The 21,327-nt window shown below is 63.2% G+C and carries 19 protein-coding genes and 2 tRNA genes; 14 read left to right on the top strand and 7 right to left on the bottom strand.

What is annotated here, in order from left to right:
- The first annotated feature begins 60 nt into the window (after positions 1–60).
- From ftsH to pnp, 14 genes are all read left to right on the top strand, one after another.
- On the top strand, positions 61–2,028 hold the full coding sequence (ftsH, locus tag DOM57_RS03285; RefSeq protein WP_110647809.1) for an ATP-dependent zinc metalloprotease FtsH: 1,968 nt from the start codon (positions 61–63) through the stop codon (positions 2,026–2,028).
- A gap of 191 nt (positions 2,029–2,219) precedes the next feature.
- The gene (gene folP / locus DOM57_RS03280; RefSeq protein ID WP_239496105.1) at positions 2,220–3,110 is read left to right on the top strand and encodes a dihydropteroate synthase; all 891 of its coding nucleotides are present in this window, start codon (positions 2,220–2,222) and stop codon (positions 3,108–3,110) included.
- Positions 3,103–4,488 (top strand): phosphoglucosamine mutase, encoded by a 1,386-nt coding sequence (gene glmM, locus DOM57_RS03275; RefSeq protein WP_110647807.1) that lies wholly within the window; start codon positions 3,103–3,105, stop codon positions 4,486–4,488. Before folP ends, glmM begins: the two co-directional genes overlap by 8 nt.
- Before the next feature lie 67 nt (positions 4,489–4,555).
- Positions 4,556–5,305, top strand: coding sequence for a triose-phosphate isomerase (gene tpiA / locus DOM57_RS03270; RefSeq protein ID WP_110647806.1), 750 nt, complete (start codon positions 4,556–4,558; stop codon positions 5,303–5,305).
- 4 nt (positions 5,306–5,309) lie between these two features.
- On the top strand, positions 5,310–5,690 hold the full coding sequence (gene secG, locus DOM57_RS03265) for a preprotein translocase subunit SecG (RefSeq protein ID WP_110647805.1): 381 nt from the start codon (positions 5,310–5,312) through the stop codon (positions 5,688–5,690).
- Between the two features lie 80 nt (positions 5,691–5,770).
- Positions 5,771–5,857, top strand: a tRNA-Leu gene (locus DOM57_RS03260).
- A gap of 114 nt (positions 5,858–5,971) precedes the next feature.
- Positions 5,972–6,048 (top strand) — tRNA-Met (locus DOM57_RS03255).
- 155 nt (positions 6,049–6,203) lie between these two features.
- Positions 6,204–6,665, top strand: a complete 462-nt coding sequence (rimP, locus tag DOM57_RS03250; protein ID WP_110647804.1) for a ribosome maturation factor RimP — start codon at positions 6,204–6,206, stop codon at positions 6,663–6,665.
- Between the two features lie 55 nt (positions 6,666–6,720).
- Positions 6,721–8,214 carry a transcription termination factor NusA gene (nusA, locus tag DOM57_RS03245; protein WP_110647803.1) on the top strand — a complete coding sequence of 498 codons (1,494 nt, stop codon included), beginning with the start codon at positions 6,721–6,723 and terminating at the stop codon, positions 8,212–8,214.
- 27 nt (positions 8,215–8,241) lie between these two features.
- Positions 8,242–10,773, top strand: a complete 2,532-nt coding sequence (infB, locus tag DOM57_RS03240; protein ID WP_110647802.1) for a translation initiation factor IF-2 — start codon at positions 8,242–8,244, stop codon at positions 10,771–10,773.
- Between the two features lie 68 nt (positions 10,774–10,841).
- Entirely contained in the window at positions 10,842–11,279 is a 438-nt protein-coding gene (gene rbfA, locus DOM57_RS03235; RefSeq protein WP_110647801.1) for a 30S ribosome-binding factor RbfA, read from the top strand.
- Complete coding sequence (gene truB / locus DOM57_RS03230) at positions 11,279–12,211, top strand: tRNA pseudouridine(55) synthase TruB (protein ID WP_110647800.1); 933 nt, start codon at positions 11,279–11,281, stop codon at positions 12,209–12,211. The genes rbfA and truB overlap by 1 nt, the downstream gene beginning before the upstream one ends.
- A 142-nt stretch (positions 12,212–12,353) precedes the next feature.
- A complete protein-coding gene (gene rpsO, locus DOM57_RS03225) occupies positions 12,354–12,623 on the top strand; it encodes a 30S ribosomal protein S15 (protein ID WP_110647799.1) in 270 nt (89 codons plus the stop codon).
- Positions 12,624–12,804: 181 nt separating this feature from the next.
- Complete coding sequence (pnp, locus tag DOM57_RS03220) at positions 12,805–14,931, top strand: polyribonucleotide nucleotidyltransferase (RefSeq protein ID WP_110647798.1); 2,127 nt, start codon at positions 12,805–12,807, stop codon at positions 14,929–14,931.
- Positions 14,932–15,003: 72 nt separating this feature from the next.
- On the opposite strand, the gene DOM57_RS03215 is transcribed toward pnp, so the two are convergent.
- From DOM57_RS03215 to pcnB, 7 genes are all read right to left on the bottom strand, one after another.
- Positions 15,004–15,789, bottom strand: a complete 786-nt coding sequence (locus DOM57_RS03215) for an acyltransferase family protein (RefSeq protein WP_162619434.1) — start codon at positions 15,787–15,789, stop codon at positions 15,004–15,006.
- A gap of 163 nt (positions 15,790–15,952) precedes the next feature.
- The gene (gene coaA / locus DOM57_RS03210) at positions 15,953–16,909 is read right to left on the bottom strand and encodes a type I pantothenate kinase (protein ID WP_110647796.1); all 957 of its coding nucleotides are present in this window, start codon (positions 16,907–16,909) and stop codon (positions 15,953–15,955) included.
- A 45-nt stretch (positions 16,910–16,954) separates the two neighbouring features.
- Positions 16,955–17,461 (bottom strand): GNAT family N-acetyltransferase, encoded by a 507-nt coding sequence (locus tag DOM57_RS03205; RefSeq protein ID WP_162619433.1) that lies wholly within the window; start codon positions 17,459–17,461, stop codon positions 16,955–16,957.
- Positions 17,454–18,317: a pantoate--beta-alanine ligase gene (gene panC, locus DOM57_RS03200; RefSeq protein WP_110647794.1), complete on the bottom strand. Its 864-nt coding sequence runs from the start codon at positions 18,315–18,317 to the stop codon at positions 17,454–17,456. The genes DOM57_RS03205 and panC overlap by 8 nt, the downstream gene beginning before the upstream one ends.
- Positions 18,317–19,108 (bottom strand): 3-methyl-2-oxobutanoate hydroxymethyltransferase, encoded by a 792-nt coding sequence (gene panB, locus DOM57_RS03195; RefSeq protein ID WP_110647793.1) that lies wholly within the window; start codon positions 19,106–19,108, stop codon positions 18,317–18,319. Before panB ends, panC begins: the two co-directional genes overlap by 1 nt.
- 117 nt (positions 19,109–19,225) lie before the next feature.
- The gene (folK, locus tag DOM57_RS03190) at positions 19,226–19,714 is read right to left on the bottom strand and encodes a 2-amino-4-hydroxy-6-hydroxymethyldihydropteridine diphosphokinase (protein ID WP_239496104.1); all 489 of its coding nucleotides are present in this window, start codon (positions 19,712–19,714) and stop codon (positions 19,226–19,228) included.
- A gap of 1 nt (position 19,715) precedes the next feature.
- Positions 19,716–21,146 (bottom strand): polynucleotide adenylyltransferase PcnB, encoded by a 1,431-nt coding sequence (gene pcnB / locus DOM57_RS03185; protein ID WP_110647791.1) that lies wholly within the window; start codon positions 21,144–21,146, stop codon positions 19,716–19,718.
- Positions 21,147–21,327: the final 181 nt, after the last annotated feature.

Here is a 21,327-nt window from a genome sequence, read left to right as displayed (position 1 = left end):
AGGTAAGGTCGCAACCATGGCAAGCGCTGGCAGCAAGATTCGTACTACGAGGGTGATGTCTTGAACGACATGGCGAAGAACCTAATTCTCTGGTTGGTCATCGCAGCCGTGCTGCTGACGGTGTTCAACAATTTCAGTGTCGATAGCTCGCCGCAGACGATGAGCTATTCGCAGTTCGTGCAGCAGGTCCAGAACGACCAGGTGCGCAGCGTGACCATCGATGGCTACACCATCAATGGCGAGCGCAACGATGGCACTCAGTTCCAGACGATCCGTCCGGCCGCCCAGGATCCCAAGCTGATGGACGACCTGCTGTCGCACGACGTTACCGTCGTGGGCCAGAAGCCGGAAGAGCAGAGCCTGTGGACGCGCTTGCTGATCGCCAGCTTCCCGATTCTGCTGATCCTGGCGATCTTCATCTTCTTCATGCGCCAGATGCAGGGTGGCGGTAGTGGACGTGGCGGGCCGATGAGCTTCGGCAAGTCCAAGGCCAAGCTGCTCAGCCAGGATCAAATCAAGACGACGTTCGCGGATGTCGCCGGTTGCGACGAAGCCAAGGAAGAGGTCGTCGAGCTGGTCGACTTCCTCAAGGATCCCTCCAAGTTCCAGCGCCTGGGCGGCCAGATTCCGCGCGGCGTGCTGATGGTGGGGCCGCCGGGCACCGGTAAGACGCTGCTGGCCAAGGCGATCGCCGGCGAGGCGAAAGTGCCGTTCTTCAGCATTTCCGGTTCCGACTTCGTCGAGATGTTCGTCGGCGTGGGCGCTTCCCGCGTGCGCGACATGTTCGAGCAGGCCAAGAAGCAGGCGCCGTGCATCATCTTCATCGACGAGATCGACGCCGTGGGCCGCCACCGCGGCTCCGGCATGGGCGGCGGTCACGACGAGCGCGAGCAGACATTGAACCAGCTGCTGGTCGAAATGGACGGCTTCGAGGCCAACGACGGCATCATCGTCATTGCCGCCACCAACCGCCCCGACGTGCTCGATCCGGCGCTGCTGCGTCCGGGCCGCTTCGACCGCCAGGTGACCGTGCCGCTGCCCGATATTCGTGGTCGCGAGCATATTCTCAACGTCCATCTGCGCAAGGTGCCGATGGCCGATGGCGTCCAGGCGAGCATCATCGCGCGCGGTACGCCGGGCTTCTCCGGTGCCGATCTGGCCAACCTGGTCAACGAGGCGGCGCTGTTCGCGGCGCGGCGCAACCGCCGCACCGTGGGCATGGAGGAGCTGGAGCTGGCCAAGGACAAGATCATGATGGGTGCCGAGCGGCGCTCGATGGTGATGTCCGAGAAGGAGAAGCTCAATACCGCCTATCATGAATCGGGCCACGCCATCATCGGCCTGCTGATGCCGGAGCACGACCCGGTCTACAAGGTCACCATCATCCCGCGCGGCCGGGCGCTCGGTGTGACTATGTTCCTGCCGGAAGAGGATCGCTACAGCTTCTCGCGTCAACAGATCATCAGCCAGATCTGTTCTTTGTTCGGCGGGCGTATCGCCGAGGAGATGACGCTGGGGCCGAACGGCGTCACCACCGGGGCATCGAACGACATCAAACGCGCTACCGAATTGGCCCATAGCATGGTCGCCAAGTGGGGCCTCTCGGAAGAGATGGGGCCGTTGATGTACGACGAGGACGAGTCGCACCAGTTCCTCGGCGGTCCGGGCCAGGGCGGTGGCAAGTTGACCTCCGGCGAGACATCGACCCGTCTCGACAAGGAAGTGCGTCGCATCATCGACGAGTGCTATGCGATGGCACGCAAGATCCTCGAGGAGAATCGCGACAAGCTCGATCTGATGGCCGAGGCGTTGATGCAGTACGAAACCATCGATGCCGATCAGCTCAAGGACATCATGCAAGGGCGCAAGCCGCGTCCGCCGAAGGATTGGGACGACAACGGCCCAACCACGGGCAACGGCCATCCGGTCGGAGGCCGCGAGCCACAGCCGGGCGAGGACGGTGCCACCGGCGACGAGCCGGGTGGTAGACGTCCCTCCGATCCGTTGGGCGGTCCTGCCGGACCCTGAGTCGAGGCCTGTTTACCCTATGCGCCGCGAGCCGCGTGGCCGCGTGAATAATGTGAACAGGCCCTAGCCATTCCCCCGACAGGGCGCCATCATCGGCGCCCTGTCGCGTTTGGGCGGAACTTGGCGTCGCGGTCTGGTTGCGCCGAATTCGAGTGCTGCTTAGAGTTGACCTTTTTCGAGCCTAAGGCCTTATGAGCGAATCGATAGCCATCGGTGCTGAATCGACATCTGCTGACGTGGTGCTGCACTGCGGTAAACACTTCCTCGATCTCTCTCGTCCGCGCGTCATGGGGATTCTCAACGTCACGCCGGACTCGTTCTCCGACGGCGGGCGTCACAATCGCCTCGATGACGCCCGTCGCCATGCCGAGCGCTTGTTGCGGGAAGGCGCGGCAATCATCGACGTTGGTGGCGAATCGACCCGGCCGGGGGCCGATGCCGTCTCGCTCGACGCCGAGCGTGAGCGCGTGCTGCCCGTGGTCGAGACGCTGGTGGAGGAGTTCGACGCGCTGGTGTCGGTCGATACCAGCTCCCCCGAGTTGATGAGCGAGGCCGCTGCCGCCGGCGCCGGCCTGATCAACGATGTGCGTTCTCTGTCACGCCCGGGGGCGCTCGAGGCGGCGGCGGGCATCGATCTGCCGGTGTGTCTGATGCACATGCTCGGCGAGCCGCAAACGATGCAGCAGGCGCCCCATTACGATCGTCCGATCGAGGATGCCGTGGCTGACTTTCTGCGCCAACGTATCGCCGTCTACGAGGCGGCCGGTATCGCTCGGGAGCGGTTGCTGATCGACCCCGGCTTCGGCTTTGCCAAGACGCTCGCGCACAATCTGCGCTTGCTCCACCGAATGGAGAGCCTCGATGCGCTGGGCCTGCCGCTATTGGTGGGCATGTCGCGCAAGAGCATGATCGGCCGGACGTTGGGGCGCGCGGTCGACGAGCGTCTGCCAGGAGGGCTGGCATTGACGGTGATGGCGGTCGAGCGCGGCGCTAGAATAGTCAGAGTGCACGACGTGGCGCCGACGCTGGATGCGATCGATATGGCCTGGGCCGTGCTTCAGGAGCGGAGCGATCATGAATAGACGTTATTTCGGCACCGACGGCATCCGCGGGGCGGTTGGCGAGCCTCCCATCACTGCCGATTTCATGCTCAAGCTGGGCTGGGCGATGGGGCGTGTACTGGCGCGCAAGCTGACCGGTCAGCAGAGCCGCCAGAAATCGACGCAGTCGCCGCGGCCCAAGGTGGTCATCGGTAAGGACACGCGAATTTCCGGCTACATGTTCGAATCGGCGCTGGAAGCGGGGCTTTCGGCCGCCGGCGCGGATGTGTCGCTGTTGGGGCCGATGCCGACGCCGGGGATCGCCTACCTGACCCGGACTTTCCGGGCCGATGCCGGCGTCGTCATTTCCGCCTCGCATAATCCTTACCAAGACAACGGCATCAAGTTCTTCTCGGCGGAGGGGCTCAAGCTTGCCGACGAGGTGGAGAGCGAGATCGAGGCTGAGCTCGACAAACCGCTCGAAACCATGACACCCAATCAACTGGGCCGAGCGGTGCGTATCAACGATGCCGCCGGGCGCTACATTGAGTTCTGCAAGTCCACGGTGCATAACCGGCTGGGGCTGCACGGGCTGCGTATCGTGCTCGACTGCGCCCACGGCGCGACCTACCACATCGCGCCCAACGTCTTCCGCGAACTGGGTGCCGATGTCAGCGTGATCGGCGCCGAACCGGACGGGCTCAATATCAACAGCGGCGTCGGCTCGACGCATCCCGAACGGCTGCGGGAAGCCGTGCTGGCAGGTCGAGCGGATCTCGGTATCGCCTTCGACGGCGATGGCGATCGGGTGTTGCTGATCGATCGCCGCGGCGAACTGGTGGATGGCGACGAGATTCTCTACATCATCGCTCGCGATCTGCACGGCCGAGGCAAGCTCAACGGTGGCGTGGTCGGCACCTTGATGAGCAACTTCGGCCTGGCCGCAGCATTTGAAAAACAGGGCATTCCGTTCGAACGCGCCAAGGTGGGCGACCGCTACGTCACCGAACGGCTGTTGGCCAACGACTGGCTGCTCGGGGGCGAATCCTCCGGCCATGTCGTCTGTCGCCACGTCCAGACCACCGGTGACGGCATCGTCTCGGCACTGCAGGTATTGGCGGTCATGGTGCACGAGGGCGCGCCGCTCGAGCAGTTGCTTGAAGATTTCGAGAAGGCCCCGCAGGCGTTGATCAACGTGCGTTTGCCGAGCGGCTTCGACACCCAGACGCTTTTGGAAAGTGATGCGTTGCGCCATACCGTGGCCGCGGTCGAGAACGAGCTTGGCGGGAGCGGCAGGGTGCTGTTGCGCCCCTCCGGCACCGAACCGCTGATCCGGGTGATGGTCGAGGGACGACCCCATTTCGATGTCCAGGCCATGGCCCAGCGAATCGCCGATAGTGTCGAGAACCTGATCATTTGATGTGACAGCACTTGTTGTCTTGCTGTCAAGGCTCTTATACCATGTCGCACCATCGACGGGAGGTAGCATGCGCAAGCCGCTGATCGCGGGTAACTGGAAGATGAACGGCTCGGCGGAACTGGTCGAGACGTTTGGTCGGGCATTCGCCGAGGTCGATCTGCCGTCGTCTCTCGAAGTACTGATCCACCCCCCGTTTCCTTATCTCGATGCCGCACGGCGCGCGTTCGCGAACACGCCTCTCGGTCTGGGTGCGCAGACGCTCAATCCGCTGCATTCCGGTGCCCGCACCGGTGAAGTCAGCGGGCAGATGCTCAGGGAGTTCGGCGTCGAATACGTGCTGGTAGGCCACTCCGAGCGGCGCCAGCTCTATCGCGAGAACGACGAGCAGGTCTACGATCGTTTGATCGCGGCACTGAGTGTCGGCATCAAGCCGATTCTGTGCGTCGGCGAGACGCTTGAAGAGCGCGACGCCGGCCATACCGAAGATGTGGTATTGCGCCAGGTGGGTTACGTCATGGCGCGCCTGGAGCCGGAACAGCGACGTCAGGTCACGATCGCCTACGAGCCGGTATGGGCCATCGGTACCGGGCGCACGGCGACGCCGGAACAGGCGCAGCAGGTGATGGCGGCGATTCGGCGTTACCAGGCCGGCTTCGACCGCGAGCTTGCCGAAGGTTTGCGTCTGCTCTATGGCGGCAGCATGAACGCGAGCAATGCCGACGAACTGCTCGCGCAGGAAGATATCGACGGCGGCCTGATCGGCGGTGCGTCGCTCAAGGTCGACGATTTCATAGCGATTTGTCAGTCAGCAGGTTGATTTCATGCAGATAGCAGTTTTGATGATTCACGTGGCACTCGCCATTGCGCTGGTGGTGCTGGTCCTGCTGCAGCAGGGCAAGGGTGCCGAGGCCGGCGCGGCGTTCGGTGGGGGATCTTCGCAGACCGTGTTCGGCTCGCGGGGCAGCGGTGGCTTTCTGTCCAAGCTGACCGGCGGCCTGGCGGCGCTGTTCTTCGTGACTTCGCTGGCGTTGGCCTACTTCGCGGCCAACGCCGGTAGCGCGCCACAGAGCGGCATTCCCGACGCCCAGGTGATCGAGCAGCAGCACAATAGTGCGCCGACGCTTGACGACGGCGATCAAAGCGGGAATAATGCTGCGCCAGCACTCGAGGAAGGCGGCGATCAGGAATCGCCAAATCCTTGAGTGAAAAAGGAAAACTCGTTGTCGCTGATATGAGCGGTGGCGAGTGGGTGTCGGCGCTTCGGTGCGACACTTCCCCCGATGCCGAAGTGGTGGAATTGGTAGACACGCTATCTTGAGGGGGTAGTGACCTTACGGTCGTGCGGGTTCAAGTCCCGCCTTCGGCACCATCGTCAAGTCTGTCGGCCGATCCGGCCAGGGCCGCTGAACGATACTGGATAGGGCGATATGACGGCCTTCCTTGACCCATCTCGAGGCCGTTTCTATAATCGCCAACCTGATGTTGCGGGGTGGAGCAGTCTGGTAGCTCGTCGGGCTCATAACCCGAAGGTCGTCGGTTCAAATCCGGCCCCCGCTACCAAGTTTTTTGAAAGGCCCCTTCCTGAGAAGGGGCTTTTTGTTAGCAGCTATGTCGTTGAAATAGCCTGCTGACGCCAACGCCGGTCAGCCACCTAGCACTTGCATTTCTCTCAACTCCCGGCCAGGTGCCTGATGCAACTGCTGTAGGAATCGTTTGTGGTCACCAAAGACGCAGCACTATATGCGATCATCGAGCCTGTGGTCAGCGCCATGGGCTTCGAGTTGTGGGGCCTCGAATATCTGGCTCAGGGCAAGCACTCCAAGCTGATGATCTACATCGACAGCCCCAACGGGATCTCGGTGGACGATTGTGCCGACGTCAGTCGCCAGGTCAGTGGCGTACTTGACGTCGAGGACCCGATTTCAGGTAACTACAATTTGGAAGTCTCTTCTCCGGGGCTCGATCGTCCGCTCTACACGCTGGACCACTTTTCCCGTTTTCGTGGCCACGTGGTGCAACTCAAGCTGCGCACCGCGTTCGATGGGCGGCGCAAGTTCCAGGGGCGTCTGGCAGGCATCGACGGCGATGAGGTGCTGCTTCACATCGACTCGGAAGAGTACTGCTTTCCCATAGAGAGCATCGACCAGGCTCGCGTCGTTCCACAATTCGACGACTGATTTCGGTCACCTGCTATTCGATGACAAAGAACCGATTTTTCGGCGAGGCATAGGCATGAGCAAAGAGATACTGCTGGTCGTTGACGCCATCTCCAACGAGAAGAGCGTGCCCCGAGACGTGATTTTCGAAGCCGTCGAGGCGGCGTTGGCCAGCGCGTCCCGCAAGCGCTTCGAGGGCAAGGACGTCAGCGTCCGTGTCCAGATCGATCGCCGTACCGGCGAGTACGACACCTTCCGCCGCTGGGTGGTGGTCGAGGACGAGGAGTTCGTCAGCGAAGATCGCGAGATTCCGCTGTCGGAGGCCGAGCAGCGCGATCCGCCGCTGGCGCTCGGGGATGTCGTCGAGGAGCAGATCGAGTCGGTGGCGTTCGGACGCATCGCCGCGCAGACCGCCAAGCAGGTGATCGTGCAGAAGGTGCGCGAGGCCGAGCGTGCCCAGATCGTCAAGCAGTATACCGAGCGTGAAGGCGAGCTGGTGGCGGGTATCGTCAAGAAAACGACACGCGATGGCCTGATCATCGATCTCGGCGAGAACGCCGAAGGCTTCCTGCCGCGGAGTGAAATGATCCCCGGCGAGCGCTACCGCATGAACGAGCGCGTGCGCGCACTGTTATGGAAGGTCGATCCGGAAGCCCGTGGTTCTCAGTTGATCCTGTCGCGGACCAAGCCGGGCATGCTGGTCGAACTGTTCAAGATCGAAGTCCCGGAAATCGCCGAGCAGCTGATCGAGATCAAGGGGGCGGCCCGCGATCCGGGCGCGCGTGCCAAGATCGCGGTCAAGACCAACGATAAGCGCATCGACCCGGTCGGTGCCTGTGTCGGCATGCGCGGTTCGCGCGTGCAAGCGGTGTCCAACGAGCTGCGCAACGAGCGCGTGGACATCATTCTATGGGACGACAACCCCGCGCAGTTGGTGATCAATGCCATGGCGCCGGCGGAAGTCGCCTCCATTCTCGTCGACGAAGACGCCCACTCGATGGACGTGGCCGTCGCCGAGGACAACCTCGCTCAGGCCATCGGTCGTAGCGGCCAGAACGTCAGACTCGCCAGCGAGCTGACCGGTTGGACGCTCAACGTCATGACCGAAGATGAGGCCGAGGGCAAACGCGAGCAGGAAGTCGACAGCCTGATCGAATATTTCATCAACCATCTCGAGATCGACGAAGATGTCGCCCGCATCCTGGTCGAGGAAGGGTTCACGACGATTGAAGAGCTGGCCTACGTGCCGCTCGAGGAGATGCTCGAGATTGAAGAGTTCGATGAGGATCTGGTCGAGGAATTGCGCGCAAGAGCCAAGGATGAGCTGCTCAACCTGGCTATCGCCTCGGAAGAGGCACTTGATGGCGCTCAGCCCGCCGAAGACCTTCTCACGATGGACGGCATGGACCGCCACCTGGCTTTCATTCTTGCCAGCCGTGGCATCGTCACCATGGAGGACCTCGCAGAACAGTCCATCGAGGATCTGAAGGATATCGACGACGTGGACGAGGAGCGCGCAGCGGCACTGATCATGACTGCCCGTGCGCCTTGGTTTCAGAGCGAAGAGTAACGTGGTCACGGGTTCAGGAGGGTCGTAATGTCAGACATGACCGTAAAAGAGTTTGCCGGCAAGGTGGGACGCGATGTGTCCCGCCTGCTTGAACAGATGAAGGATGCGGGTCTACCGCATCAGAAGGAGAGCGACGCAGTCTCCGAAGAAGACAAGCAGCGCCTGCTCGATCACCTGACCAAGAGTCACGGTGGCGGCCGCGGTCCGCGTAACCGCATTACGCTGACGCGCAATACCCGTAGCCGGATTCGCTCCGGCGATGGTCGCGGCAAGACCATCGAGGTCCAGGTCCGCAAGAAGCGTACCTACGTCAAGCGCGATGCCGAACCGGCCGAGGAGGTGCCAGCCGAGGAGACCGGTCCGCGTCAGTTGGTCGGCGATATGGCCGATCAGGCACAGCAGGCCGAACAGCAGGCGAGCGCCGAAGCGGCAGCAGCGGCAAGCGCGGAGACCCAAGAGCCGACTGCCGGCCAGGAGAGCTCCGACAAGGCGGCCGCGCCGGCTCCCGACCCCGAGGCCCCGGGAGACAATATTCCCAGCGAGCCGCAGGTCGAGGACGAAGAGCCGACCTCCAGCAGCGAGCCGTTCGTCGAGGCGCCGCCCAAGGAACCGCGCACCGAGAACCGTCGCGCGCATCCGAAGAAGGACAAGGAGCGCGATCAGGGGCGCCGTGGCCGTCGGGACGACGACGAGCGCGGCGAACGTCGTCGCGGCGGCGGAGCCAAGAAGGTCAAGCGCTCCGAGCGTCGCGGCAGTCGTCGCGGCCGCGACAACGAGCACGGCTTCCAGAAGCCGACGCAGCCGATCGTGCGCGAAGTGGCGATCCCGGAATCGATCAGCGTTGCCGAGCTGGCCGACAAGATGTCGATCAAGGCCAACGAAGTGATCAAGGCCATGTTCAGCATGGGCGCGGCGGTGACCATCAACCAGACCATCGATCAGGATACCGCCGCGATCGTGGTCGAGGAGATGGGCCACAAGCCGAAGCTGGTCAAGGAGGACGCGCTCGAGACCGAAGTGCTCGAGGGCATCTCCTACGAGGGCGACGAAATCACCCGCTCGCCGGTGGTCACCGTCATGGGTCACGTCGACCACGGCAAGACCTCGCTGCTCGACTTCATTCGTCGCACCAAGGTCGCGACCGGTGAGGCCGGCGGGATTACCCAGCATATCGGCGCCTATCACGTCGAGGGCGAACACGGTGGTGTCACCTTCCTGGATACGCCCGGACACGCTGCCTTTACCGCGATGCGCGCACGCGGTGCCCAGGCCACCGACGTGGTCATTCTGGTGGTCGCTGCCGACGACGGCGTGATGCCGCAGACGGTCGAGGCGATCGAGCACGCCAAGGCGGCAAACGTGCCGCTGGTGGTCGCGATCAACAAGATCGACAAGGAAGGCGCGGATCTCGACCGCATCCGCAACGAGCTGTCCCAGCACGGTGTCATCTCCGAGGAGTGGGGCGGCGATACTCAGTTCGTGCCCGTATCGGCGAAGACCGGTGAAGGCATCGATCAGCTGCTCGAAGCGGTGCTGCTGGTCTCCGAAGTGCTCGAACTCAAGGCGGTACCGGAAGCGCCCGGCAAGGGCGTGGTGGTCGAATCGCGCCTCGACAAGGGGCGTGGTCCCGTCGCTACCGTGCTGGTCCAGAACGGTACGCTCAAGCGTGGCGACATCGTGCTGGCCGGTCTGCACTACGGCCGCGTGCGGGCGCTGATCAACGAACTCGGCCAGCAGGTCGAGGAAGCCGGTCCGGCGATGCCGGTGGAGATCCAGGGGCTCGACGGCACGCCGGAAGCGGGCGAGGAGTTCATGGTCCTGGCCGACGAGAAGAAGGCGCGCGAGATCGCCAACTTCCGTCAGGGCAAGTACCGCGAAGTGCGTCTGGCACGCCAGCAGAAGGCCAAGCTGGAGAACATGTTCAGCCAGATGGGCCAGGACGAGGTGGCCAAGGTCAACATCGTGCTCAAGGCCGACGTGCAGGGTTCGCTCGAAGCGATCCGCGGCGCACTGGAAGAGCTTTCCACCGACGAAGTTCAGGTGGCGGTCGTCTCCTCCGGGGTCGGTGGCATCACCGGTACCGACGCCAACCTGGCATTGGCCAGTGAGGCGATCCTGGTCGGCTTCAACGTGCGTGCCGATGCTTCCGCACGGGAGATCGTCGAACGTGAAGGGCTGGATCTGCGCTATTACAGCGTCATCTACCAGCTGATCGACGAAGTCAAGCAGGCCATGAGCGGCATGCTGGCGCCGGAGTGGAAGGAAGAGATCGTCGGCATCGCCGAGGTTCGCGACGTCTTCCGCGCGCCCAAGATCGGTGCCGTGGCCGGCTGCATGGTGGTCGAGGGCTCCGTTCACCGCAACAAGAAGATCCGCGTCCTGCGTGATAACGTGGTCATCTACGAAGGCGAGCTGGAATCCCTGCGCCGCTTCAAGGATGACGTCAACGAAGTGCGCAACGGCATGGAGTGCGGTATCGGCGTCAAGAACTACAATGACGTCCAGATCGGCGACAAGATCGAGGTCTTCGATCAGGTCAAGGTCGAGCGTACCCTGTAAGTGACAGGATCCTGCGGGTGCCTAGGTTTTTTACGAAATAGGCGCCTGCGGGTTCTCGAGAGGCAACGATGCGTGAATTCAAACGAACCGATCGGGTCGCCGACCAGCTACAGCAGGAGCTGGCCGTGCTGATCCAGCGCGAGATCAAGGATCCGCGGCTGGGGATGGTCACGGTCAGCTCGGCCAAGGTCAGTCGAGATCTGGGCTACGCTGATATCTATGTCACGTTGCTGGGCGAAAACGCCCCCGAGCGAATCAAGGAGAACCTGGCCGTGCTCAAGCGTGCGTCGGGTTTTCTGCGTTCGCAGGTTGCGCGTCGTATCAAGCTGCGCCACGTGCCGGAGCTGCGATTCCACTACGACGAGAGCGTCGTGCGCGGGCACCAGCTATCGGCGCTGATCGACGAAGCCGTTGCCAGTGATCGTCGTCAGGACGATTCCCAGCACGACGACTCCCAACAGAACGATGACGACGCCTCGGCACGAGGAGACGAGGAGTCCCGCTGATGGCGCGTCGTCGCAAGGGGCTTCCCATCGATGGCGTGCTACTGCTCGACAAGCCCAAGGGCATGTCGAGCAATCACGCCCTGCAGCGTGTCCGGCGCCTGTTCCAGGCGCGCAAGGCGGGACATACCGGCACGCTGGATCCGATGGCGACAGGTCTATTGCCGGTCTGTTTCGGCGAAGCGACCAAGTTTTCCGCACACCTGCTCGATGCCGACAAGGTCTACCGTACCCGGGTCAAACTGGGCGAGACGACCGACACCGGTGATGCCGAGGGAGTCGTCGTCGAGCGCCAGGCGTTACCCGATACGCTCGATCGAAGCGCCGTTGAAACGATTCTCGAGCGCTTCCGCGGCGAGATCGAGCAGATACCGCCAATGTATTCGGCGCTCAAGCACCAGGGGCGCAAGCTCTACGAACTCGCCCGCGAGGGCAAGACGATAGCGCGTGCGGCGCGGTGCGTGACGGTGTATGATATGCGGCCGCTCGGCTGGGAGCGCGACGGTTTCTGGCTGCAGGTACGCTGCAGCAAAGGCACTTACATTCGCACCCTGGCCGAGGATATCGGCGCGGCGCTGGGCCTTGGTGCCCATATCACCGCGCTCGAACGCCTGGAAACCGGGCCGTTCGACAGCGAGAAGCGGCTTTCGCTCGAGGCCCTCGAGGCAATGAGCGACGACGAACGCCTGGGGCAGTTGATGCCGATCGACGTGCTGCTCGGGCATCTGCCCTCGCTCGCGGTGGAGGCGCCGGTCGCCGATCGCCTGCTGCAGGGACAGCGGGCGTCGGTTCCCGATGCCGCGCTGGCGCTGGCACCGGGGGCGACGGCAAGACTGTATCGCGGCGAGTCCTTTCTGGGACTAGTCGAGTCGACCGCGCCGGGGGAAATCGCCCCCCGGCGTCTGGTCGACACTTCGGCACTGGTGCCGGGCTGAGCGGTTGCGCGTCAGCCGGGCCAGGTTGCCAGCGTCGACTCGGCGCATTCGCCGGATGAACGCCGGCGATCATCCGGGAGACTGCAAATATGCGTGGTCTCCGACATTCATCACACAGGCATATTGCTGACTGGAGAGTTCCATGGCACTAACTGCTGAAAAGAAGGCCGAAATCGTCAAGGAGTTCGGTCAAGGCGAAAACGACACCGGTTCTCCGGAAGTCCAGGTGGCGCTGCTGAGCGCCAACATCGATGGCCTGCAGGGCCATTTCAAGGATCACAAGCAGGATCACCACTCCCGTCGTGGTCTGATCCGCATGGTCAACCAGCGCCGCAAGCTGCTGGATTACCTCAAGGGCAAGGACTTCGAGCGCTACCAGGCGCTGATCAAGAAGCTCGGCCTGCGTCGTTAAGAAAAGCGTCTTTCGTAACGCGGAATTCGCCTTTCCGTCAGGCTTATGAAACGGGCAGCCCCTGCGGGCTGCCCGTTTTGCATTGATAGCGGCGCTACTGGTGGCCCTTGGGCGTATCACCCCCTAAAATGGTCGCCGAGTCAAAAGACATCCATGAATTCGACAAGTTGAAGGAAAGCCCGTGAATCCGGTCCAAACCACATTCCAGTATGGTCCCAGTACCGTCACCCTCGAAACCGGGCGTATCGCCCGCCAAGCCACCGGCGCCGTGCTGGTGACCATGGACGACACCGTGGTGCTGTGTACCGTGGTGGGCCGCAAGGAGCTCAAGCCCGGTCAGGACTTCTTCCCGCTCTCCGTGCATTATCAGGAGAAGACCTATTCCGTGGGCAAGATTCCGGGAGGTTTCTTCAAGCGTGAAGGGCGTCCCACCGAGAAGGAGACGCTGACCTCGCGCCTGATCGACCGTCCGATCCGTCCGCTGTTTCCCAAGGGATTCATGAACGAAGTGCAGGTGATCTGCACCGTGCTCTCCGCCGATCGCAACCAGGACCCCGACATCGCGGCGATGATCGGCACTTCCGCCGCACTGGCAATCTCCGGACTGCCGTTCAACGGTCCGATCGGTGCTGCGCGTGTCGGTTTCACCGAATCCCGCGGGTACTTCCTCAATCCCAAGGTCGAGGAGCTTGCGACTTCCGAGCTCGACATGGTCGTCGCGGGTACCGACAAGGCGGTGCTGATGGTCGAGTCGGAAGCCCAGGAGCTGACCGAAGACGAAATGCTGGGTGCCGTGCTCTACGCCCATCAGGAGATGCAGGTCGCGGTCGAGGCGATCAAGGCCTTCGCTCAGCAGGCGGGCAAGCCGAAATGGGACTGGCAACCGGCCGCCGACAACGTCGCGCTCAAGGAAGCCGTTGCCGGCGCCTTCGAGCAGGCCGTGGGCGAAGCCTACCGCATCACCGACAAGATGGCGCGCCAGGACGCGCTGGCCGAGATCCGGGCCAAGGCGGTGGAGCAACTGGCCGGTGGCGAGGCGCCCCAGTTCGACGCCGACGAGGTCGGTGCAGCGCTGGCCAGCCTCGAGAAACGCGTGGTGCGTCGCCGCGTGATCGCCGGTGAGCCGCGTATCGATGGCCGCGACCACAAGACCGTGCGCCCGCTGGACATCAAGGTCGGCGTGCTGCCGCGCACCCACGGCTCGGCGCTGTTTACCCGTGGCGAGACCCAGGCGATGGTCATTGCCACCTTGGGCACGTTGCGTGACGCGCAGCTGATCGAATCGCTGGAAGGCGAGCGCAAGGACCGTTTCCTGCTGCACTACAACTTCCCCCCGTACAGCGTGGGCGAAGCCGGTTTCATGGGCGGTCCCAAGCGCCGCGAGATCGGCCACGGCCGTCTGGCTCGCCGCGGCGTTCAGGCGATGCTGCCGAGCGAAGACGACTTCCCCTACACCATTCGCGTGGTTTCCGAGATCACCGAATCCAATGGCTCCAGCTCGATGGCTTCGGTATGCGGCTCCTCGCTGGCGCTGATGGACGCCGGCGTTCCGCTCAAGGCCCCGGTGGCGGGTATCGCCATGGGGCTGGTCAAGGATGATGACGGTTTCGCCGTACTGACCGACATCCTCGGTGATGAAGACCATCTCGGCGACATGGACTTCAAGGTGGCCGGCTCCGCCAATGGCGTGACCGCGCTGCAGATGGACATCAAGATCGAGGGCATCAACGAAGAGATCATGGAGACCGCGCTGCAGCAGGCGCATCAGGCGCGTATCGAAATTCTCGACAAGATGAATGCCGTGATCGCCGAAAGCCGCACCGAAGTCTCCGACTACGCCCCGGCGATGCAGACGATCAAGATCGATCCCGACAAGATCCGCGACGTCATCGGCAAGGGCGGCGCCACCATCCGCGGCATTTGTGAGGAGACCGGCGCTTCCATCGATATCGACGACGACGGTACCGTGCGTATCTATGCCGAGGACCGCGCTGCCGCCAAGCGCGCCATCGATACCGTTCTCGGCATCACTGCCGAAGCCGAGATCGGCAAGCTCTATCGCGGCAAGGTGGTGCGTCTGGCCGATTTCGGCGCCTTCGTCAACTTCATGCCGGGAACCGACGGCCTGGTGCATATCTCGCAGATCGTGCCCGAGCGCGTCAACGATGTCCGCGACTACCTGAGTGAAGGTCAGGAAGTGATCGTCAAGGTGCTCGACATCGACAATCGCAACCGCGTCAAGCTGTCGATCAAGGAGATCACGCCGGAAGAGAAGGCCGCCTTCGAGGCTTCCCTCGCCGACGCCTGAGGGCTCGATTCGATAGCGCAAGAGCATGCGCCCCGCCTGGTGACAGGCGGGGCGCTTTACGTTGGCGACGGCTTAGGCTGCGGCCGTGCGGTGAGAGCGCGGCAGACGCCGCTTGAGCTGCCGCGAGAGCTTTTTCTCGACGAATTCGAAACTCAGCCACGAGCACAGCGCGATGATCGGCAGGCAGATCGCCAGCGCCAGGTAGGGACTCAGTCCAAACTGCTCGGTCAATACGTAATTGCCCGACCACAGCACGATGACGTGCAGCAAAGAGGTCGAATAGGACCAATCGCCCATCACCTTGAACATACGGTTGTCACCGGTGCGGGATTCCAGCGCGATGAAGGCGAGCATCAGCAAGGCGCTCGGTAGACCCCAGGCCAGAAAGCGGGTCAGCCCCGACGGATCATTGCAGCGGAGGATCACCGCCGCGCTCGCCACGGCCAGGCCGATCGGCCACCAACGCCCGGAGGGAATGCCGTAGCGGGCATAGACGACGCCGATGCCGAGTCCCAGCAGGAACTCGAAGATGATCGGGTCGGTATAGAAACTGCTGACGAAAGGTTGATGCGCGAACAGGGTGTTGATCACCACGATTGCCAGCACCACGCCCCAAAGTTGCCATTGGCGCTTGAGCATCAACGACATGGCGAACACCACGTAGAACAGCATCTCGAAGTTGAGCGTCCAGCCCACCGGCAGAATGGGATAGTAGCCGTAGCCGGCGGGGTTTTGCGTGGGGATGAAGAACAGCGACATCACCAGCCCTTTCAGGCTGAAGCCGTAATCCGGCATCACGTCACTGGCGAAGTAGATCACCGCGGCGGTGGTCGTGGTATAGAGCCAGTGGGCGCGCACGGGCGAAGCGATGGAGCAGGAACTGCGGCGTCGACAAGTGCTTGCCGCGGGCCGACACGTAGATCACGAAGCCGCTGATGACGAAAAAGATATCCACACCCACTTGGCCGCGGGTGGAAAACAGATACTCGACCCCATTGTCCGCCTCGAAGCCAAGAAAAAGCTACACCTTACGCAGCGCGACCTGCTCCACCAGATGGTCCGGGCCCTTGCGCAGGATCAGGTCGGCACGCGGGCGGGTGGGCAGAATGTTCTCGCGCAGGTTGCGCCGGTTGATGTCGCGCCACAGCCCCTCGGCGATATCGAGGGCTTCCCGTTCCCCGATCTGTGCATAGCGGTGAAAGAACGACGCGGGGTTCTGGAACGCGGTCTCGCGCAGCAGCTTGAAGCGTTCGAGATACCAGGCGTGGATATGGGTCTCCTCGGCGTCGATGTAGATCGAGAAATCGAAGAAGTCCGACACGAAAGGCACCATCTTGCCATCCTCGGGCAGGTCACGGACCTGCAGCACATTGATCCCCTCGACGATCAGGATGTCCGGACAATCCACGCTCTGGTACTCGTTTTCGAGCACGTCATAGGTCAGATGCGAATAGAGCGGTGCCTTGACGTTGCGTGCCCCGGCCTTGATCCACGACAGGAACCGCAGCAGTGCGCCGATGTCGTAGCTTTCCGGGAAGCCCTTGCGCGCCATCAGCCCTTTTTCTTGCAGCACCGCGTTGGGGTAAAGAAAGCCGTCGGTGGTGACCAGGTCGACCTTGGGGCTGGATGGCCAGCGCGCCAGCAACTCCTTGAGAATGCGCGATGTGGTTGACTTGCCCACGGCAACGGAGCCGGCAATGCCGATGATGAACGGCGTCCTCTGAGTGTCGACGATGTCGAGGAAGCGCTTGCGCTGCGCGTAGAGCTGCTGGCTGGCCTCGACGTAGGAAGAGAGCAGCCGCGACAGCGACAGATAGATGCGCCGGACCTCGCTGAGATCGATCGGGTCGTTGAGCGAGCGCAGCCGCTGGACCTCCTCGGAGGAGAGCGTCAGCGGCGTATCGGCGCGAAATTCGGACCACTGCTCCGCCGTGTAGAACTGATAGGGGGAGAACGGGTCCGGTCTCAGTTGGTTCATGACATCTCTCTGACCAAGGACGTTGGCGGGCGGATGACGACGCCGTCAGCCATTGTCGGTTGGCCCATTGTCCGTGTTGTCGGCAGTGCCGGCAAATGCCGGCAGACGCATAGGCAAGACACCGCGGGCATCGGGCTTGCCCGCCGGCACGAAGCCGAGACGACGATAGAGCGCGAGCGCCGCTTGGTTGTCGGCGAACACGTTGAGCGTGATGTGTGTGGCATGCCGCGAGCGCGCCTCTTCCAGCAACCGGTGGCACAGCTGGCGTCCCAAACCAATTCCCCGGTGAGCCGGCGAGACGATGATGCGAGCCAAGTGCTGACGCTTGTCGCCTTTCACGAAGAGCTGGCCGAAGGCCACGGCAAGATCGTCCTGCGTCAGGCAGAACGAGGGCAGCTCGTTGCCACCCAACTGTTCGAACAGCGCCGACGCCTTTATTGGCCAGGTGAGCCCCGGCCCCGCCCAGCGTTCCAGCGCTCGCGCCGAATCGACCCAGCTGGCGATCGTCTCCAGGTCGCACGGTCGGGCATGGCGCCAGATGAGCTCAGCCACGTTCGGCCTGCGGCAGCGCGACGGCGACATTGTCGATCAGGCGTGTCGAGCCGAGGTAGACCGCCGCCAGCAGACGCCCCTGCACGTGTCGGTTTTTGTCGAAGGGTGCGAGATCGGGCGCCCGCAACTCGAGATAGTCGAGTCGCAAGCCCGCCTCGACGAGCGCGTGCGAGGCGCGTGCCAATGCCGTTGCGACGTCTTCGCCCCGGCCCAGTGCCTGTGCGCAACGCCGCAGCGTGTCCTGGAGCGCCGTGGCTTGCCGGCGCTGGGTGGCGTCGAGATAGCCGTTACGCGACGACAGGGCCAGACCGTCTTCGGCGCGCACCGTCGGTACGCCGACGATCTCGATCGGGAAATGCAGATCGCTGACCAGCTTGCGAATGACGGCCAGTTGCTGGAAGTCCTTCTCGCCGAAGCAGGCAACGTCCGGTTGAACGAGGTGGAACAGCAACGTGACGACGGTGGCGACGCCGTCGAAGTGGCCGATACGGCTACCGCCGCAAAGCCCCTCGGAAACCCCCGGAACGTGAACCCGAGTCTGCGCCTCCAGCCCGTTGGGATAGAGCGTCTCCGCGCTGGGAGCGAACAGCAGATCGCAGCCGCGGGCGGTGAGCTGGTCGCGGTCGGCCGCCAGCGTGCGCGGATAGCGGCCGAAATCCTCGCCGGGGGCGAACTGCAGCGGATTGACGAACAGCGTGGCGACGACCACGTCGGCCAGCTCCCGGGCGCGATCGACCAGCGCCAGGTGACCTTCGTGCAGGTTGCCCATGGTGGGGACCAGAGCGATGCGCCGGCCGGCGCGCCGATGTTCGTGCAATGCTTCGCGCAGCGGTGCGATGTCATGCAGGGTCTGCATCAGAAACAGTGCTCCTCGCCCGGAAAGCGGCGTGCCTTGACGGCGGCGTCGTAGGCGCGGAATGCCGCTTCGATACTGTCGTTGCCGCTGAGGAAATTCTTGACGAAACGTGGCACGTAGCCGCTGTCGAGACCGAGCGCGTCGTGCATGACCAGAATCTGGCCATCGACGTCCGGCCCGGCGCCGATGCCGATCACCGGCACTTCCACTGCCTTGCTCACGGCCCGGCCCACCGCGCGTGGCACGCACTCCAGCAGAATCACCGCGGCGCCGGCATCGACCAACCGACACGCATCGTCGACGATCCGTTGCGCCTCGTCCTCGGCCTTGCCCTGAACCTTGAAGCCACCCAGACGATGGACCGTCTGCGGCGCCAGGCCGAGATGGGCGCAAACCGGCACGCCGCGGCGATCCAGTTCGCGGATGCCGTCGGCCATCCACGCCTGGCCCTCGATCTTGATCAGTTCGGCGCCGGCACGCATCAGTTCGCCGGCATCGCGCAGCAACTGACCGCTGTCGGCATTGCTCATGAACGGTAGATCGACCATCAGCAGGCTACGCTGCTTGCCCCGCGCCACGCAGGCCGTATGGTAGCGAATGTGGTCGAGAGTCACGGGCAGCGTGCTCTTGTGGCCCTGCAGTACCATGCCCAGCGAGTCGCCGACCAGCAGCAGGTCGATCCCGGCGTTGTCGGCACAGCGCGCCAGGGTGGCATCGTAGGCGGTCAGACAGCTGAAGGCCTCGCCCCGCGTCTTGTAGTCGCGCAGGGTATTGAGGGTGACGCTCTTCATGGCTTTTCTCTCACAGACGGTGGGCGACCGAGCCCGGAGGATGACGCGACGCAGAGTGTAATGGGTTGTCGACAAGACGCAACACGACGTTGGCGTCATGTTTCAGGACGACTCGATTCAGCTATCGAGTCGCCGCAGTGGCTGGTCGGTGAGACGGGAGGCCAATAGCGTAGTGGTTTCGCCGTCGAGTTCGAGATTGGGTGCGATCTCGGCCAGGGGCTCGAGTACGAAGCGTCGACGGCGCATCTCGGGGTGAGGAAGGCGCAGGCGCGGTGTTTCCAATGTCACTCCGGCATACCACAGCAGATCGAGGTCGAGCGTGCGTGGCCCCCAGCGACGGAGACGCACGCGGCGGTGGCGCTGCTCCAGTACCTGCAGCTGATCGAGCAGTGCCAGCGGCGAGAGGCGGGTACGGATGGCGGCGACGGCGTTGACGAAGTCCGGCTGGTCCTGAGGACCGACAGGGGAGCTGGCATAGAGCGGGGAGCTCGCCGCGAGTTCGCTCAGCGGCAACCTGGCGAGTGCCGCCAGCGCTCGCCGGATCTGGTCGCGAGGGGTATCCAGGTTGCTGCCCAGGCCGATGTAGGCAAGAGCGGGAGGTGGCACGTCAATCATCCAGCGTCGGCGGTGTCGGCCGGTTGGCCGGACGGCGGCGTTTGCGCGGCCGACGACGACGGGGCTTGCCGCTGGCATCGGCAGGGTTGCCAGTATCGACACTGGACAATAGCTGGCGCTGGCGGTCGTCGTCGGCCTGCTGGAACTCGGTCCACCACTCGCCCAGCCCCGGCGTCAGTTCGCCGGCTTCCTCGCGCAGCAGCAAGAAGTCATAGGCGGCGCGGAAGCGAGGGTGTTCCAGGGTCTGGTACACGCGGCGGCCACGGCGGCGCGGCAGCTGTTGCTGCAGATCCCAGATCTCGCGCATCGGCATGCTGAAACGCTTGGGGATCGAGGTGTGCTGCAACTGACGGCTGATGACCTGCTGAGCGGCGGCCTGCTGCGCCGGAACATCGGGCAGATCCTGTTCATGCGACACCCGTAGCGTGCGCTGCTGTACGCAGGGCCACAGCAGGGCGGCGAACAGGAACGCCGGCGTTACCGGGCGCTCCTCGGCCAGCCGCGTATCGGTATTGGCCAACGCCTGTTCCACCAGTCTGACCGCCCACGGGTGTTCGTTGAGTACCTCGTCGCTTTCGGGAAAGAGCATGGCATAGAGGCCGCGCTCGCGAAGCACGCGGAAGCTCTGCACGGCATGGCCCGACAGAAACAGCTTGAGTACTTCCTCGAACAGACGCGCGGGCGGAATCTGCAACAGCAGTGGCGCCAGTTCCCGAATCGGAGTATCGGTTTCCTCGGCGATGCGGAAATCTAGCTTGGCGGCGAAGCGCGCGGCGCGCAGCATGCGCACAGGATCTTCCCGATAGCGGGTTTCCGGATCGCCGATCAGGCGCAGCACGCGTGCGTCGAGATCCTTGAGTCCGCCGGTCCAGTCATGAATCGCAAAATCGCTGACGCTGTAATAGAGGGCGTTGACGGTAAAATCACGGCGAATGGCATCTTCCTCGACGCTGCCCCAGACGTTGTCGCGCAGCAGCAAGCCCTCATCGGACTGCTGGCTGAGATTGCCGCCGTGCTCGTCGCTGTGGCGTCCGCGAAAGGTGGTGACCTCGATGATCTCGCGGCCGAATCGCACGTGCACGATACGAAAGCGCCGGCCAATGATGCGGGAATTGCGAAAAAGCTGGCGGACTTCATCGGGCGTGGCATTGGTGGCGACATCGAAATCCTTGGGCTGACTTCCGAGCAGCGAGTCGCGGATGCAGCCGCCCACCAGGTAGGCGTCGAAACCGGCGCTATTGAGGCGGTAGAGCACTTTGAGCGCGTTCTCGCTCAGATTCTTGCGCGAGACATTGTGCTCGTCACGGGGCAGTACGGTCTGCAAGGCAGAGGCATCTTGGTCGGTGTGGGCGGACTCGGGGCCGAAAAGAGTCTTCAAACGTTCACCGGGACGTTGGAGAAAACGGGAAAATCCTTTGAACATGCGGCGAAATCGACTCGCGAGATAGCAAAGGTCCAGTGTAGCGGAGCCCTGAGACCTTGCAAAGGCGAGAGCAAGGTACAGGTGTCGATGAGGGCGGAAAATGCCGAACATGACCGCTCGAGCGGCCGTCGGGTAACAATTGAAATGACAGTAAAAAAGGGAGGCCCATGGCCTCCCTTTT

This window comes from Salinicola peritrichatus, from assembly GCF_003206715.1.
GTDB classification, from domain to species: domain Bacteria; phylum Pseudomonadota; class Gammaproteobacteria; order Pseudomonadales; family Halomonadaceae; genus Salinicola; species Salinicola peritrichatus.
The sequence above is the reverse complement of the archived record's forward strand: the minus strand, read 5'-3'. Positions and strand labels throughout refer to the sequence as shown.

Coding starts and splice junctions, on each gene's coding strand:
- folP (WP_239496105.1), top strand. CDS start 2,220: ATGAGCGAATCGATAGCCATCGGTGCTGAATCGACATCTGCTGACGTG.
- glmM (WP_110647807.1), top strand. CDS start 3,103: ATGAATAGACGTTATTTCGGCACCGACGGCATCCGCGGGGCGGTTGGC.
- tpiA (WP_110647806.1), top strand. CDS start 4,556: ATGCGCAAGCCGCTGATCGCGGGTAACTGGAAGATGAACGGCTCGGCG.
- secG (WP_110647805.1), top strand. CDS start 5,310: ATGCAGATAGCAGTTTTGATGATTCACGTGGCACTCGCCATTGCGCTG.
- nusA (WP_110647803.1), top strand. CDS start 6,721: ATGAGCAAAGAGATACTGCTGGTCGTTGACGCCATCTCCAACGAGAAG.
- infB (WP_110647802.1), top strand. CDS start 8,242: ATGTCAGACATGACCGTAAAAGAGTTTGCCGGCAAGGTGGGACGCGAT.
- rbfA (WP_110647801.1), top strand. CDS start 10,842: ATGCGTGAATTCAAACGAACCGATCGGGTCGCCGACCAGCTACAGCAG.
- truB (WP_110647800.1), top strand. CDS start 11,279: ATGGCGCGTCGTCGCAAGGGGCTTCCCATCGATGGCGTGCTACTGCTC.
- rpsO (WP_110647799.1), top strand. CDS start 12,354: ATGGCACTAACTGCTGAAAAGAAGGCCGAAATCGTCAAGGAGTTCGGT.
- coaA (WP_110647796.1), bottom strand. CDS start 16,909: ATGAACCAACTGAGACCGGACCCGTTCTCCCCCTATCAGTTCTACACG.
- panC (WP_110647794.1), bottom strand. CDS start 18,317: ATGCAGACCCTGCATGACATCGCACCGCTGCGCGAAGCATTGCACGAA.
- panB (WP_110647793.1), bottom strand. CDS start 19,108: ATGAAGAGCGTCACCCTCAATACCCTGCGCGACTACAAGACGCGGGGC.
- pcnB (WP_110647791.1), bottom strand. CDS start 21,146: ATGTTCAAAGGATTTTCCCGTTTTCTCCAACGTCCCGGTGAACGTTTG.